Source organism: Sedimentitalea sediminis (assembly GCF_042687825.1).
Classification (GTDB): Bacteria; Pseudomonadota; Alphaproteobacteria; order Rhodobacterales; family Rhodobacteraceae; genus Sedimentitalea.
In genome coordinates this window covers 46,405-61,519 of the sequence record NZ_JBHUQE010000019.1, presented here as the reverse complement: position 1 = coordinate 61,519, position 15,115 = coordinate 46,405, and the positions used below count along the sequence as shown (strand labels likewise).

The window sequence follows — 15,115 nt, the reverse complement described above, 5'->3', positions numbered from 1 at the left end:
AGACCTATGAATCCGATTTTCATTTTCTACTCCTCTTCGAACCGCAACGCCTGGTCGCCCAGCGGCGCCAGCATGAAATCGATATCCGCCTGGGTCAGCGCGTCATGCTGCTGCCGCCAGGTCGGGTTCCGGTCCTTGTCGATGATCGCTGCGCGGATGCCTTCGAGGAAATCGCCATGTTCCATCGTGCGAAAGACATAGCGGAATTCCAGTTCCAGCGCGCCGCGCAGGGTCGGCCCCTGTTGCCGCAGCCGGTCGATGATCGACAGGGTGGCGCCCATGGACAAGGGCGAGTTGCGCATCACCAGTTTCAGCGCGTCGGTCGCGAATTCACCGTCATCTCCGCGCAGGCTGGCCAGTATTCCGGCCAGATCGGGGGCGGCGAAATGATGGTCGATCTGCTGGCGCACCGCGATGATCCGCCCCGGGGGCGGGGGCATGGCCGCCGCCTGCAGGGCATCGGGGCTGCCGCTGTCGATCAACTCGGACACCAGGTCCGGCCACTGGGCCTGGGGCACGTAATGGGTGGCGAATTGCGACAGGATCGCCCCATCCGGCCCCATGCGGGCACCGGTGAGGCCGAGATATTCACCCAGCCGCCCCGGGGCCCGGGCCAGCAGATAGGCACCGCCGACATCGGGCACCAGACCGATGCCGCATTCCGGCATGGCGATCTGGCTGTTCTCGCAGACCACACGGTGGCTGCCGTGACAGCCGATGCCGACGCCGCCGCCCATGACGAAGCCATGCAGGAAACTGATCACCGGCTTGGGATAGCGGGCGATCTTGTCGTTCATGCGGTATTCGTCGCGCCAGAACTGGCGGCCATAGCCATAGCTGCCGGCCGTGCCGGTCTTGTAGAGCTGCGCGATGTCGCCGCCGGCGCAAAAGGCGCGTTCGCCAGCGCCGTCAATCAGCACCAGCGCCACGCGATCATCGTCGCGCCAGGTATCCAGCGCCGCCTCGACGGCGCTGATCATGTCATAGGTCAGGGCGTTCAGCGCCTTGGGCCGGGTCAGGGTGATGCGTCCGGCCCGCCCCTGAATGCGGATATTGATATCGGACACTTGAACCTAGCGTTCTGCCATCAGGTGACGGGCGACGATCACCCGCATGATCTCGTTGGTGCCTTCGAGGATCTGGTGCACCCGCAGGTCACGGACCAGTTTCTCGATGCCGTAATCGGACAGATAGCCATAGCCGCCATGCAGTTGCAGACACTGATCGACCACCTTGCTGCCGGTCTCGGTGACAAAGGCCTTGGCCATGGCGCAGAACTTGGTCGCATCCGGTGCGCCCTGGTCCAGTTTCCAGGCCGCCTGCCGCAGGAAGGTGCGCGCGGCCTGCAATTCGATTTCCATGTCGGCCAGACGGAACTGCAAGCCCTGGAACTGGTCGATGGATTTGCCGAACGCCTTGCGCTCGCTCATGTATTGCAGGGTCAGGTCCAGTGCCGACTGGGCCGCGCCCAGCGAGCAGGCCGAGATGTTCAGACGACCGCCATCCAGCCCCTTCATCGCGTATTTGAACCCGCTGCCTTCTTCGCCGACCAGGTTGTTGGCGGCGACCTTGCAATCGTCGAACTGAACCTGCGCGGTGGGCTGGCTCTTCCATCCCATCTTTTCCTCGAGCGCGCCAAAGGACAGCCCGGACGAGCCGTCCTCGACATAGACCGTGGAGATGCCCTTTGGCCCATCCTCGCCGGTGCGCACCATGCAGACATAGGCGTCCGAATAGCTGCCGCCGGAAATGAATGCCTTGCTGCCGTTCAGCACATAGCCGTCATCGGTCTTTTCCGCGCGGGTGCGCAGCGCCCCGGCGTCGCTGCCGGCGCCCGGTTCGGTCAGGCAATAGCTGAGCAGGGTGTTCAGGCTGGTCACCCCGGGCATCACACGGGCCTTGAATTCGTCGCTGCCAAAGCTGTCCAGCATCTTGGCGCACATGTTGTGGATCGACAGCAGCGCGGCGACCGAGGGACAGGCCATCGACAGCGCCTCGAACACCAGCGTCGCGTCCAGGCGGCCGAGACCGGCGCCGCCGCTCTCTTCGGAGCAGTACAGACCGCCAAAGCCCAGCTCGCCGATCTGCGGCCACAGGTCCTTGGGAATCGTGCCGTCGCGTTCCCACTGGCGCGCATGCGGTGCGATCTGATCCTGCCCAAACGCGTGGGCCATGTCGAAGATGGCAGATTGTTCCTCGGTCAGTGCAAAATCCATGAAAGGCTCCTTGGGCGCAACAATTGAAGGTCTGGGTATTTCGCAATCCTTACAGGAGTTTTGCAACGGGCCACAATGTGTTCGCTGTTTTCGGCGCATCCGGGGATTGGTGACAAAAGAGCGCCGTGTCGCCGGCCGCATGAAAAAGGGGCGCCGAACAAGGGCGCCCCTGTATTCATGCGGACAATCGGTGATTCAGCCAACCAGCACGCTGTCGCCGTAGACGGTTTCATAGCCCATGTCCTGCAGGGCAGCGATCGACATGTCCGAGATGTAATTGCCAGAGCCGTAGATCGACGGTGTCATGACCTCGTGGGTAAAGGTCGCGTGATCCCAGTGCGATCCGTCGCCCGAGATCTTTACGCCCTGAGAGGCGTAGGGGTCGTTCGCCGCGATGTCGGCAAAATCGTCATTATAGGCCTGAATCGCATTCGCCCCGGTAAATCGCATGGATCCGCCGATGGACTGGACCAGCCCCAGTTCGCTCCAGATGGTGCCAAAGCCCAGGGAATGCATGACCTCGTGGAGTACGACGTCCTGCAGCGTGCCCTGCTGCAATTGCCCGGCCGCGTCCGCCTGGTCTATGCGCAGGAAACCGTTGCTTGGCAGATAGCTGCCCGGTCGTTCGGTCATGGTGCCGCCAACGCCCAGAATGCCACCGGCGCCGTCAACATCGTTCATAATGGCCAGCAGTTTGAAATCGTCGACACCGTTGTAGCTGGCGATGTCGCCGGTGATGATGTCGCTGAAATGTTCGGCGGCGTCCTTGACGATCTGCTTATACGTGTCGGTCCAACTGCCGGTGAATTCGATCTCGATGTTGAACCCGTTCGGTGTGTCCAGACCGCTGACATAGACGTTTGGATCGCTGCCACCCGTATCGCCACCGCCTGTGTCGCCGCCGCCGGAATCGGTCCCGCCGCTGTCTGTCCCGCCGCTGTCTGTCCCGTCGTTGTTTTTGTCCTTGCCGCGGCCATTGCCGCCCTTGGTCGCGGGTTTTGCGAACGCATAATCGAAATCGTCGATGCCAGCGTCGGACAAGTCGGCTTCCTGTTCATCGCTTTGGTTGCCGATACCCGCGAACAGATCTTTCAGCCAATTCGCATCGGTCGGAACGGCCCGATCGGCCAGGTCCGCCGCGGCTTTCTTGTCGGCCGCAGCCAGTGCTACCGGTGCCCGGTCAGTGCCGGCGGGCAGGTTCAAAAAGAACGCGTCCTGTTCCGAACCGAAAACGTCCGAAATCTTGTGAGAGTCCGCGCCCGCACGCGCAATTCCGCCCCAACCCGCAAAGGCGGGGTCGCCAAAGTTCCAGTCTTTTGCCAATTTTCTGTCTCGCTTGCCTGTTCCGTGCCCCACCGGGCCATTTCCCTAGCAAGCGAATAGGGCGAAAAAAAGGCGCCCAGCAAGGGCGCCTCTGTAAAACCTCACGGGTCGGCAGATTTATGCCAGTTTACGCCGTCTGCGGTTGATCAGAACGCCGACACCCAGTGCCGAGATCATCAAAGGCAGGCTGGCGGGCACAGGAATCTGGCTGACCGGCGGTCCGCAAATCTGAGTGATCGGGTCGCAGTCACCGCTGCCGATCTTTTCGCTGCCACCATTTGCGCCGACTTCCTGGAACCGCACGAGACCGTTCAGGAACACCAATTGCGACGGGCTGATAAAGGAAAGCTGGAAGCTATCCGATTCACCTTCTCCCAACGCGTTTGACGGGTTGTTGCCGGTGCAGTTGTTGTTGTTGTCCACCTCATAGCAGAACTCGAAGCTGCCGAGTCCCTGGCCGACATTGCCGCTGCCGCCTGCGAAGGAAAAGATGCTGCTGGTGTTGATCGAGCCGATCTGGACATTGTCAGGATCGACGTTAAAGGCAAAGGCCACCAGGCTGTTGTCACCGGCTTGCGGCAACGTGGTGTTGGCCACGGTGACGTCATACAGATATTCGCCCGAAACGATCGAATTGAATGTCAGTGTCACCTGCGCCGACAGGTTGATGCCGGAAGAGGTCTCGGAAAAATTCATCACGGCGGCTTTTGCCGATCCGAACATCCCAAATGTGGCCACGGTTGCGGCAGCCACAAGGCCGCCAATTTTGGATATCATGAGTTCGTCCCCCATACCCGAAACGTTTGTGTACTAGTCAAACCGTCGCCGCTGTTGGCTGCAGACGATTGCGAAACCGGGTGTCTCCGGTTCCGACTTCTGCCGCCCATTAACGCAAACTGTACGATTTATGTAAAGTGGACATGATTTAATACAATTTCAGGTTGCTAAGATTGGTGGCATGATCGCGATTATAGTGTGTTCCCCTCCGGCAAAACCGGACAGTCTGCCAGAAAAACGGGCATTGTTTGTCGGATCAGGGATGTGATGCCCGGACCGGGGCGGGCGATTCGTCCAGAATCGCGCCTGTTTTTCTAGGGGCAGGCTACAAATCCTGGTGGAATTCCTCGATCAGATGTTTCACGACGGCCGGTCCTGTCGGCTGGTTTTCGGTTTCCGCCCGAGCCCGGGCGCGGCGCTGGCGGGCGGCGCTGGTGCCGTCTTTGACGATCGTGCGCAGCATGGCCAGTTCGTGGGTGGTGCCCAGGGCTTCGGCATCCTCGGCCAGCATGCCGATCAGTTCATCCACCAACAGGGACATCGGCTTGATCGACCGGTCGCCGAAATCGATCAGGCCTTCGGTCGTGCCATAGCGCTGGGCGCGCCAGCGGTTCTCGGCGATCAGAAACCGGTCGTAAATGCGCCAGCGCTGGTTGCGCGCGCGCAGTCGGCACAGCATCCGGGTGATCGCCTGGATCACCGCCGCCAGCGCCAGCGTGTGTTCCAGCCGGGGCTGCACATCCATGATCCGGGTTTCCAGCGTCGGGAAATTATGCGACGGGCGCAGGTCCCACCAGATCTTGGTGGTGTCCTCGATCACGCCCAGCTCGATCAGGGTGCCGGTGGTGCGCTGGAAATCGGTCCAACTGTCGAAATGCGGCGGCAGACCGGTGCGGGGCAGGTTGTCGAACACCGTCAGCCGATAGCTGGCCAGCCCGGTATCGTCGCCCTGCCAGAAGGGCGACGAGGTGGACAGGGCCAGAAGATGCGGCAGGAAATAGCTGAGCTGCGGCATGAGATCGATGCGCAGCGCCTCTTCTTCGAGCCCCACATGCACATGCATGCCGCAGATCAGCATGCGCCGGGCCACCCCGCCCAGGGCGCGCTGCAGCGCGTTATAGCGGTCCTTTTCCGTGTGCTGCTGGCTTTTCCAGTCGGCGAACGGGTGGCAGGACACAGCGATCGGGGCCAGGTTGTGATCCGCCGCATGGCGCGCGACGCAGCTGCGCAGGCGTTTCAGATCCTCGCGGGCCTCGTCGATCGAGGCGCAGACGCGGGTGCCGACCTCGATCTGGCATTGCAGGAATTCCGGGCTGATCTGGCCTTGCAGATCGGATTGGCAGGCCGTCATCAATGCTTCGGGGGCCTCGGCCAGATTAAGGCTGTCGCGGTCTACCAGCAGGTATTCCTCTTCGATGCCAAGGGTAAACTCCTGCTGCATGTGCCCGCTCCTTTCGGTTTCCGGGACAGTCAAGACGCTTGCCGTGCGATTGCCAAGAAAAAACCACACCAACGGCTGCCGGATCGGGGGCTTGCGGCGCTGCCCGGAACAGGGCAATTCGGCGGGGCGGGCAGCGAGGCCCGCCGGAAACGGGGCGAGATGCGATATGGGTAACGGTGCAAAAATCAGGCAGATCAATGAATTGATTGCCGGCCTTGATGTCCGGATCAGCGACGGAACGGAACACGCGGCCGAGCAGCAGCGCTTGCGTGCCTTTGATGCGCGCGGTGGTCTGCAACGGCCCGCCTATGCTTTTTCGCCGGGGATGCGGGATTTCGACATTGCGCCGCTGGTGGCGGATTTCGCGCAGCATCGCGATGAACTGGCGCGGCTGATGCAGGCGGGCCAGACCCAGACCGGCTATGCGCCGGGCAACGGATATTTCGACAGTCCCGATGCCGAGGCGCTGTATCTGATGGTGCGCCGTGCCGCGCCCGCCCGGGTGATCGAGGTGGGCTGCGGCAACTCGACCCGGGTAACGCGGCAGGCGGTTCTGGACGGGGGGCTGTCCACGGTGCTGACGGCGATCGATCCGGCGCCGCGCGCCGACATCGCCGCGGTGGTGGACCGCTTCGAGCAGGCGCCGCTGGAGGCCGTCGACCCTGAGTTGTTCGCCGACCTGGCCGCCGGCGACATCCTGTTCATCGACAGCAGCCACCAGGTCCGCATGAGCAACGATGTGGCGCATTTGTTCTGCCGGATCATACCGGCCCTGGCGCCGGGCGTGCTGATCCATGTGCATGACGTGTTCCTGCCCTATGAATACCCCAAGCGGTTCTTTTACGACTGTCCGTCCTGGGCCGAGCAATACATGTTGCACGCGCTGTTGCAGGGCGGGGGATATGACATTCTGTGGCCGGGCTATCACCTGCAACAGGACCGGCCCGACGCCGTTGCCGCCCTGCCGTTCCTGCAGAACGGTCGGGCGCATTCCTTCTGGATCCGCAAACGCTGACCGGATCCGCAAGTTCAGGTGACACACGTGCGAGAATAACCCTCCAGCGCGGGAAGGTTTGATTTGCATCAACTTGAATATATTAAAAATGGAATATGAGAAGTCATCTGAAATTCAAGGAGATTCTCATGAGACATGCCCTGATCGCCCTGGCGCTGACGGTGTTGTCGGCCCTGCCGGTCGCAGCTGCCGGAACCTCGGCCAATGCCGGGACGGAACCGCGCGGATTGTTCGTCAACCTGACCACGGACGACACTTGGTCGGCTGCCAAGGCCATCATGTTCGCGCACCATAAATCGCTGAAAAACGGCCATGACACCGCGATCTGGCTGAACGTGCGCGCGGTCTATCTGGCCGAGAGCAAGCGGCCAAGCAACGTGCCGGGACTGATGGCCGAAAGCGGCACCACGATTCAGGACATGCTGCGCGCCTTTATGGCCGATGGCGGCACGGTGATCATGTGCGGGGCCTGTTCCAAGGCGGCCGGTCTGACCAAGGCCGACTATATCGACGGGGTCGAGATGGGCAATTTCCCCCTGGTCGAAAGCTGGCTGTTCCGGGACGGCATGCAGACCCTGGCCTGGTAAAACGGCCCGAACAGCGCCTTCCCCGGCCCAACCGGTCGGGGCGGGCGTGGGCGTTCCATCGCCGGCCCTGTCGGCTACAGCAGGCGGACCTGGGTGCCGATTTGAACCAGCGGATAGAGTTGCTCGACATGCTGGTTGTACAGGCCGATGCAACCGGACGAGCTTTGGCGGCCGATCTTTCGGGTGTCGTGGGTGCCATGCACCAGATAGGCCGGCCAGGACAGGTACATCGCCCGGGTGCCCAGCGGGTTGCCGGGACCGCCCGGCATGAATTCGGGCAGGGAGGGATCGCGCTCGCGCATGTTGGCGGTGGGCGTCCAGCGCGGGTTTTCCGCCTTGCGCACGACTTCGGTGTACCCGCGTTTGGTCAGTTCTTCGGACATCGGCACCGACGAGGGGAACAACAGATAGGTCTCGCCGTCCGGCCCCCAGTAATGCACGGCGCGGCTGGTGATGTCGGCCAACAGGCAGCCCTTGCCCAGCGTGCCGAAATGGTCCTGCCATTTCTGCCGGGCAAAGGACGAGACGTTGCGCCGGACCGGCTGCTGGTCGCGGATCGGCGCCTCCTGGGTCGGAAAGGCATCACCCGAATTCTGCGCGCGCGCCAGGGTCGGGACGGCCAGGGTAGAGGCTACACCCAACAGGGCACTGCGGCGGGTCATGCGAACTTTGCTCACGGCTCTTCCTCGATCTACGCTGCTCTTTGGCCCTAGATAGGCACGTCCCAAGGCGCCGGCCAGAGGCAAAGCGCCGAAAAGGAACGCCTCACGTCGATGTGAGACCCAGATTGGGCGCAGGCTGTTCCGGCGCGCATTCGGGATCGGCCAACAGGCTGGAAAAGCTGGCCTCGGGCTGGTTCAGCATGGCCAGGGCCTCGGCCTCGTCACGGGCGATTTCCACGACATGATCACCGGTCGTGGCCACCAGCTGCTGATACATCCGCGCCATGCCGAAATTTGTGTCGCTGGGGGCGTGGATCACGCACAGGACCGGGTTCGGTGTGCGGGTGTAATAGTCGCGCTCGCGCAGCCGCAGGGTGCGCATGTCGTTATAACTGAGGTCGAGGTCGGACAGGCCTGCGAAATCGATCAGCTCGGCGCTGCCGGGCCGGAACGCCTTGTCGCGTTCGAGCACCGAATAAAGGCGGAAGATATCTGCCAGACCGACCGGACCGGTCAGGCGGACATAGATCAGACGGCGGGTCTGAAAAAGGTGATAGGAAAGTCCCATTTGGCCCAGTCCAAGAGTATTGCGCAGATACAAGCACATCTTGGATAGGCAATGTAGTGAAATTAAACAACTATTGGTTGTGGTCGTGCTGGTGTGGCATTTCGGCTTCCCCCGGGGCCGCAGCCCCGGGGGACCCGATCCGGCGGATCAGTCCATCGGCTTGAAGTGGAACTCGCCGCCATCCTTGAGGCCCGAGGGCCAGCGCGAGGTCACGGTCTTGGTGCGGGTGTAGAACTTGAACGCATCCGGACCGTGCTGGTTCAGGTCGCCGAAAACGGATTTCTTCCAGCCGCCAAAGGTGTGATAGGCCAGCGGCACCGGGATCGGCACGTTGATACCGATCATCCCGACATTGACGCGGCTGGCGAAATCGCGTGCCGAGTCGCCGTCGCGGGTAAAGATCGCGGTGCCGTTGCCATATTCGTGATCCATGGCCAGTTTCAGCGCCTCTTCATAGCTCTGGGCGCGCACGGTCGTCAGAACCGGGCCGAAGATCTCGGTCTTGTAGATGTCCATGTCCGGTGTCGCATGGTCAAAAAGGTGCGGTCCGACGAAATATCCGTCCTCATATCCCTGCAGCTTGAAGCCGCGGCCATCGACCAGCAGTTTCGCGCCCTGATCGATGCCGGTCTGCACCAGCCGTTCGATATTGGCCTTGGCGGCCGCCGTCACCACCGGGCCGTAATCGACCTCGTCGCCGCCGGTATAGGGGCCGACCTTCAGCGCCTCGACCCGCGGCACCAGCTTTTCCATCAGCCGGTCGGCGGTCTCGTCGCCCACCGGAACCGCGACCGAGATCGCCATGCAGCGTTCGCCCGCGGCACCGTACCCGGCGCCCAGCAGCGCATCGGCGGCCTGATCCAAATCCGCGTCCGGCATGATGATCATGTGGTTCTTGGCGCCGCCGAAACACTGGACGCGCTTGCCCTGCGAACAGCCGGTACCGTAGATGTATTCGGCGATTGGCGTCGAGCCGACAAAGCCGATCGACTGGATGTCGGGGTGATACAGGATCGCATCCACGGCTTCCTTGTCGCCGTTTACCACCTGCAGGATACCCTTGGGCAGACCGGCCTCTTCCAGCAACTCGGCCAGCATCAGCGGCACCGAGGGGTCGCGTTCACTGGGTTTCAGGATAAAGGCGTTGCCGCAGGCGATGGCCGGGGCGAACATCCACATCGGGATCATGGCCGGAAAGTTGAACGGTGTGATGCCGGCGGTGACGCCCAGCGGCTGGCGCATCGAATACATGTCGATGCCCGGACCGGCGGCGTCGGTAAACTCGCCCTTCAGCATCTGCGGCGCGCCGATGCAGTATTCCACAACTTCCAGGCCGCGCTGCACATCCCCGGCGGCGTCGGGCAAGGTCTTGCCATGCTCGCGGCTAAGCGCTTCGGCCAGCTTGTCCATGTCGCGGTTCAAGAGATCGACGAATTTCATCAGCACCCGGGCGCGGCGCTGCGGGTTGGTGGCGCCCCAGCCGGGCTGGGCATCCTTGGCGACATCGACGGCAAAAGCCATTTCCTCGGCATTGGCCAAGGGAACCTTCGCCTGAACTTCGCCGGTGGCGGGGTTCATGACATCGGCAAACCGGCCGGACTGGCCTTTGACATGGGTGCCGTTGATATAGTGTGTCAGTTCCTTCATCGTATTCCTCCTGGGGTTTTATTCGCGGGACTTGCGGCAGAATAGGCTTGCAAAAATCCATTTAACAGAGGCAAGTTTTCAAAAAGGTCTTGCATTTTTGCAAGACGATCAACGGCTGCACAGAACGGGGACAGGCAGAATGCAGGCACATTGGGACGATCTGCGCATCTTTCTGGCGGTGGCGCGCGCCGAAAGCCTGTCGGGCGCCGGGCGCGTTCTCAAGATCGACCCGGCGACGGTGGGGCGCCGGGTGGCCCGGCTGGAAACGGATATGGGGGCGCCGCTGTTCGTAAAATCGCCGCAGGGCTATGCCCTGAGTGCCGCAGGCGAACGGCTGCTGGTGCATGCCGAACAGGCCGAACAGGCGATGCGCGCCGCCGTGGACTCGGTGGCCGGATCGTCTGGCGGGCTGGTCGGACAGATTCGCATCGGGGCGCCGGACGGCTGCGCGAACTACCTGTTGCCGCAGGTCTGCGCGCGCATCGCCGGCGAAAACCCGGAACTGGACATCCAGATCGTCGCTCTGCCCCGTATCGTTAACCTGTCGCGGCGCGAGGCCGACATGGCCATCGCGGTCAGTGCGCCGTCCGCCGGCCAGCTGCTGGTGCAGAAGATCACCGATTACAAGCTGCATCTGGTCGCGGGGCAGGGCTATCTGCGCGATCATCCCGCGGTGAACAGTCTTGAGGATCTGCGCGGGCGGCGGATGATCGGCTATATTCCGGACATGATCTTTGATGCCGAACTGGACTATCTCGGTCAACTGGGGGTCGAACGGGTGCCGCTGGCCTCGAATTCGGTTGCGGTTCAGCTGAATTTTTTGGCACAGGACGCCGGATTGGGCATGGCGCATGACTTTTCGCTGCCCAGCCACAGCCAGTTGCGCAAGGTCCTGACCGACCGGATCAGCCTGACCCGCAGCTTTTATTTGGTGCGCCACAAGGGGGATCGGCGCAGCGCCCGTCAGAACCGCTTTGCCGCCGCCTTGGTGCAGGGCGTGCGCGATGAAGTGGCGCGGTTGGAAAGCCTCACTTGACTTGCCGATTTATTGTGTCAAGCCTTTTGATATTGAAAGAATATTGCGGAGGTCTCCCGAATGCTTGTCCACCAGATTCTCAAATCAAAAGCCAAGTCGGGGGTGTTGACGGTCTCGCCATCGACAAAGGTCGCCGCCGCCGCCGCGATCCTGGCGGAGAACAAGATCGGTTCGGTGGTCGTGTCCGGCGATGGTGGAAAGTCCGCTGTCGGCATCCTGTCCGAACGGGATATCGTGCGCGAACTGGCGGCATCCGGTGGCGCCTGTCTGGAAAAGCCGGTCAGCGCCTATATGACAACCGAACTGGTGACCTGCACCAGCGAGAACAGCGCCCAGGACCTGCTGACCATGATGACCGAAGGCCGTTTTCGCCACATGCCCGTGGTCGAAGATGGCGCGATGGTCGGTCTGGTCACGCTGGGCGACGTGGTCAAGGCGCAACTGTCGGAACTGGCGATGGAAAAAGAGGCGCTGCAGGGCATGATTATGGGGCACTGACCCGGACTTCACCGCGGGATCGCTCGGGTCGGTATCTGCTGCGTTCGGTCGGCGGCGGCGCGGGCGAGACGCATCCGGCTGTGGGGCCGTTAGTAGGTCTGGATCGTGGCGCGCAGCGACCATGCTGGTATTTGCATGTGCGCGCGTGTTGGCATGTGCGACGTGTCGTACACTTGCCGGAAACAGCGCAGAATGTCAGGTTGTTACCTTGCGGGTCCTGTGGACCTGCCGGTGCAGCCGTTGACTCGCAGCGGTTCGTTACGACCGGATCCCGGCCTGTCGGGATCGGGTCGGTGAAGATGCAACAGGGACGGCGATGAACCAAACAAGACCTTTCTTCGTCCTGTCCCGTCCGTCAGGCAGGAGACCGCAATGCGCATAGCTTTGTATCCCGGAACCTTTGATCCGATCACGCTGGGTCATCTGGATATCATCGAACGGGCCTCGGCACTGGTCGACAGGCTGGTGATCGGAGTGGCGATCAATCGCGACAAGGGGCCGCTTTTCTCGCTTGAGGAAAGAGTGGCGATGATCAAGACCGAATGTTCCCGGCTGAGCGATCAGATCGGCGCGGAAGTCGTCGTGCATCCGTTTGAGAATCTATTGATCGATTGCGCCAACGACGTCGGGGCGCAGATCATCGTGCGCGGGTTGCGTGCCGTTACCGATTTCGAATACGAATACCAGATGGTCGGGATGAACCGGGCGATGGATGCTTCGGTCGAGACCGTGTTTCTGATGGCGGACGCCAAGCGCCAGGCCATTGCCAGCAAGCTGGTCAAGGAAATCGCGCGTCTGAACGGCGATGTGTCGAAATTCGTCACGCCGCTGGTGCGTCAGGAATTGCTGGTGCGGCTGGGAAAGATCCCCGCTGATTCCGTTGAATCCGACAAGAACCCGGTTCCGGCGCAGCACAGCGCCTGATCCGGTCCCCTAGCGCCAAAAGGCCAGCCATTCGATCAGCTCGAACAGTTTCTTGCTGGCAAACACCAGGTTCTCGGCCCCGTTGATCAGAAAGTCGGCGGTGATCGCGGCCAGGATCAGAGCGGCCAGAACAAGGGCTAGACGGTTGGTCATGCGGTCCTCGGGGCTGAAAAAAGCCCGGTCAGAATTGCCTGACCGAGCGTTTGCCTTTGGGGGATGCGGTTACCGGTGTAACCGATCCGCGGGGATCAGCCGTTCAGCCGGGCCATCGCCACGGCCACGTCGGCCATGCGGACCGAAAAGCCCCATTCGTTGTCATACCAGGCCAGCACCCGCACCATGCGGCCATCGACCACCCGGGTCTGGTCCGGGGCAAAGATGCTGCTTTCTTCGGTGTGGTTGAAGTCGATCGATACTTTCTGCTCAGGATCATAGGCCAGAACCCGGCCCATCGGCCCTTTGACGGCTTCGGCGACGGCGGCGTTGACTTCTTCGGCGGTGACATCGCGCCCGGCGCGGAAGGTGAGGTCGACCGCGGACACGTTCGGCGTGGGCACGCGGATCGCCGATCCGTCCAGCTTGCCCTTGAGACCGGGCAGAACCTCGCCCAGAGCCTTGGCCGCGCCGGTCGAGGTCGGGATCATCGCCATCGCGGCGGCGCGGGCGCGATACAGATCCTTGTGCCGCCGGTCCAGCGTCGGCTGGTCGCCGGTATAGGAATGGATCGTGGTCATGATGCCATGTTCGATGCCCACGGTCTCGTCCAGCACCTTGGCCAGCGGTGCCAGACAGTTGGTGGTGCAGGACCCGTTGCTGACCATGGTGTCGCCCTTGGCCAGAATCTCGTCATTGACGCCGAACACGACGGTCTTTTCAACGTTCTTGGCGGGGGCCGAGATCAGCACCGACTTGGCGCCGCGCTCGAGATGCACGGCGGCCTTTTCGCCATCGTTGAACTTGCCGGTGCATTCCAGCACCACGTCGCAGCCGGACCAGTCCAGTTCGTTCGGGTCATAGGTGGAAAACATCTCGATTTCGCCGCGGCCCAGATCCAGGCTGCGGTCACCGACGCGGATGTCGTTGCCGAACCGGCCATGTACGCTGTCATAGCGCAGCAGATGCGCGGCGGTTTCCAGCGGCCCGGTGGCGTTGGCCTTGACCACCTTGATGTCGTTTCTTCCGCTGGCGGCGATATGGGACAGGGTACAGCGGCCGATGCGGCCAAATCCGTTAATTCCGACGTTGATGGTCATGGGTGTCGCTCCACAAGTTGCGCGTTGAGGGGCGTATAGACCCGCGCTGGCCCCAGAAAAAGTGAAAAAGCGTCGCATTCACAACGTGTTAGCGCAAACTGTGTCCGATTGCGCTAACGCTTGTTCTGTGGAATGGATGCGTTAGGGTGAGCCGGACTTAATCACGGACTGGGTGTGGGGGCAAGGCATGAGCGGTCTTCTGGCATTGCTGGATGATGTGGCGGCGATCGCCAAGGTGGCGGCGGCTTCGGTGGATGACATCGCGGCGGCGGCCGGCAAGGCCGGGGCAAAAACCGCCGGTGTGATCATCGATGACGCGGCGGTGACGCCGAAATACGTGCAGGGATTCGCCCCGGCGCGGGAATTGCCGATCATCTGGCGGATCGCCCGCGGCTCGCTGTTCAACAAGATCGTGCTGTTGCTGCCGGTGGCGATGCTGCTGGCCAATTTCGCGCCGTGGCTGATCACGCCGCTGCTGATGCTGGGCGGGGCCTATCTGTGTTTCGAAGGCGCGGAGAAAATCTTTCACGTGCTGTTTCCCCATGGCGACGCGCATATCGAGGCGGACATGTCGGTACAGGATCCGGGCCATTTGGAGGAACAGAAGGTCAAGGGGGCGATCAAAACCGATTTCATCCTGTCCGCCGAGATCATGACCATCGCGCTGGCCGCCATCGAGGCCCCCAATGTCTGGATGCAGGCGGCGACCCTGGCCGTGGTCGGCATTGGCGTGACATTGGCGGTCTACGGATCTGTCGGCCTGATCGTCAAGATGGACGATGTCGGCCTGTTCCTAGCGCAGAACGGGCGCACCGCGCCGGGGCGCGCTGTCGGGCGCTGGCTTGTGCGGGCGATGCCGGGTCTGCTGAAGCTGCTGTCGGTGGTTGGAACCGCGGCGATGCTGTGGGTCGGTGGCTCGATCATCATCCACGGGCTCGAAGTTCTGGGCTTTGGCTGGCTGGGTCACCACATCCACGACTGGGCCTATGCGGTGGGGCACGCGGTGCCGGCGGCCTGGACCGGGGCGGTGGAATGGACCGCCAAGGCGGCGATGGACGGTGTGTTCGGGCTGGGGCTGGGCTTGCTGCTGATCCCGCTGGCGACCCGGGTGATCGCGCCGTTGCTGCGGCGCCGGTCGGGGGCCGCGGGCGACAGTCACTGAGACGCC

At 62.3% G+C, this 15,115-nt stretch carries 16 protein-coding genes; 6 read left to right on the top strand and 10 right to left on the bottom strand.

The genetic code is table 11. The annotated features are described in order from the left end of the window. Positions 1–26: 26 nt before the first annotated feature. From ACFMPD_RS14295 to ACFMPD_RS14275, 5 genes are all read right to left on the bottom strand, one after another. A complete protein-coding gene (locus ACFMPD_RS14295) occupies positions 27–1,067 on the bottom strand; it encodes an enoyl-CoA hydratase/isomerase family protein (RefSeq protein WP_380995693.1) in 1,041 nt (346 codons plus the stop codon). 6 nt (positions 1,068–1,073) lie between these two features. Continuing rightward, positions 1,074–2,216: an acyl-CoA dehydrogenase family protein gene (locus ACFMPD_RS14290; protein ID WP_380995690.1), complete on the bottom strand. Its 1,143-nt coding sequence runs from the start codon at positions 2,214–2,216 to the stop codon at positions 1,074–1,076. A gap of 195 nt (positions 2,217–2,411) precedes the next feature. Beyond that, positions 2,412–3,419, bottom strand: a complete 1,008-nt coding sequence (locus tag ACFMPD_RS14285; protein WP_380995687.1) for a hypothetical protein — start codon at positions 3,417–3,419, stop codon at positions 2,412–2,414. A 237-nt stretch (positions 3,420–3,656) separates the two neighbouring features. After that, a complete protein-coding gene (locus ACFMPD_RS14280; RefSeq protein ID WP_380995684.1) occupies positions 3,657–4,316 on the bottom strand; it encodes a cistern family PEP-CTERM protein in 660 nt (219 codons plus the stop codon). 325 nt (positions 4,317–4,641) lie between these two features. After that, positions 4,642–5,757 (bottom strand): carboxylate-amine ligase, encoded by a 1,116-nt coding sequence (locus tag ACFMPD_RS14275; protein ID WP_380995682.1) that lies wholly within the window; start codon positions 5,755–5,757, stop codon positions 4,642–4,644. Positions 5,758–5,923: 166 nt separating this feature from the next. Here ACFMPD_RS14275 and ACFMPD_RS14270 point away from each other — a divergent pair, with 166 nt between their 5' ends. Both ACFMPD_RS14270 and ACFMPD_RS14265 read left to right on the top strand, forming a co-directional pair. Next, positions 5,924–6,772: a class I SAM-dependent methyltransferase gene (locus tag ACFMPD_RS14270; protein ID WP_380995679.1), complete on the top strand. Its 849-nt coding sequence runs from the start codon at positions 5,924–5,926 to the stop codon at positions 6,770–6,772. 128 nt (positions 6,773–6,900) lie between these two features. Further along, the gene (locus ACFMPD_RS14265) at positions 6,901–7,359 is read left to right on the top strand and encodes a DsrE family protein (RefSeq protein ID WP_380995676.1); all 459 of its coding nucleotides are present in this window, start codon (positions 6,901–6,903) and stop codon (positions 7,357–7,359) included. 74 nt (positions 7,360–7,433) lie between these two features. Here the strand turns inward: ACFMPD_RS14265 and ACFMPD_RS14260 are convergent, their stop codons facing one another. The 3 genes from ACFMPD_RS14260 to ACFMPD_RS14250 all read right to left on the bottom strand — a co-directional run bounded on the left by ACFMPD_RS14260 (position 7,434) and on the right by ACFMPD_RS14250 (position 10,236). After that, positions 7,434–8,021 carry a L,D-transpeptidase gene (locus ACFMPD_RS14260; RefSeq protein WP_380995695.1) on the bottom strand — a complete coding sequence of 196 codons (588 nt, stop codon included), beginning with the start codon at positions 8,019–8,021 and terminating at the stop codon, positions 7,434–7,436. A 103-nt stretch (positions 8,022–8,124) separates the two neighbouring features. Then, on the bottom strand, positions 8,125–8,589 hold the full coding sequence (locus ACFMPD_RS14255) for a hypothetical protein (RefSeq protein WP_380995673.1): 465 nt from the start codon (positions 8,587–8,589) through the stop codon (positions 8,125–8,127). Positions 8,590–8,736: 147 nt separating this feature from the next. Beyond that, complete coding sequence (locus ACFMPD_RS14250) at positions 8,737–10,236, bottom strand: CoA-acylating methylmalonate-semialdehyde dehydrogenase (protein WP_380995670.1); 1,500 nt, start codon at positions 10,234–10,236, stop codon at positions 8,737–8,739. A 139-nt stretch (positions 10,237–10,375) separates the two neighbouring features. Here ACFMPD_RS14250 and ACFMPD_RS14245 point away from each other — a divergent pair, with 139 nt between their 5' ends. The 3 genes from ACFMPD_RS14245 (at position 10,376) to coaD (ending at position 12,694) form a co-directional block, all read left to right on the top strand. Next, positions 10,376–11,272: a LysR family transcriptional regulator gene (locus ACFMPD_RS14245; protein WP_380995668.1), complete on the top strand. Its 897-nt coding sequence runs from the start codon at positions 10,376–10,378 to the stop codon at positions 11,270–11,272. Between the two features lie 60 nt (positions 11,273–11,332). Continuing rightward, entirely contained in the window at positions 11,333–11,770 is a 438-nt protein-coding gene (locus ACFMPD_RS14240) for a CBS domain-containing protein (RefSeq protein ID WP_380995666.1), read from the top strand. 372 nt (positions 11,771–12,142) lie between these two features. Next, on the top strand, positions 12,143–12,694 hold the full coding sequence (gene coaD, locus ACFMPD_RS14235) for a pantetheine-phosphate adenylyltransferase (RefSeq protein WP_380995663.1): 552 nt from the start codon (positions 12,143–12,145) through the stop codon (positions 12,692–12,694). 9 nt (positions 12,695–12,703) lie between these two features. On the opposite strand, the gene ACFMPD_RS14230 is transcribed toward coaD, so the two are convergent. Together ACFMPD_RS14230 and gap are read right to left on the bottom strand one after the other, a co-directional pair. After that, positions 12,704–12,847, bottom strand: coding sequence for a hypothetical protein (locus ACFMPD_RS14230; RefSeq protein WP_380995661.1), 144 nt, complete (start codon positions 12,845–12,847; stop codon positions 12,704–12,706). Between the two features lie 95 nt (positions 12,848–12,942). Beyond that, complete coding sequence (gene gap / locus ACFMPD_RS14225) at positions 12,943–13,947, bottom strand: type I glyceraldehyde-3-phosphate dehydrogenase (protein WP_380995658.1); 1,005 nt, start codon at positions 13,945–13,947, stop codon at positions 12,943–12,945. A gap of 187 nt (positions 13,948–14,134) precedes the next feature. On the opposite strand from gap, the gene ACFMPD_RS14220 reads away from it, so the two are divergent. Continuing rightward, positions 14,135–15,109 carry a DUF808 domain-containing protein gene (locus ACFMPD_RS14220; protein ID WP_380995655.1) on the top strand — a complete coding sequence of 325 codons (975 nt, stop codon included), beginning with the start codon at positions 14,135–14,137 and terminating at the stop codon, positions 15,107–15,109. The last annotated feature ends 6 nt before the right edge of the window (positions 15,110–15,115 follow it).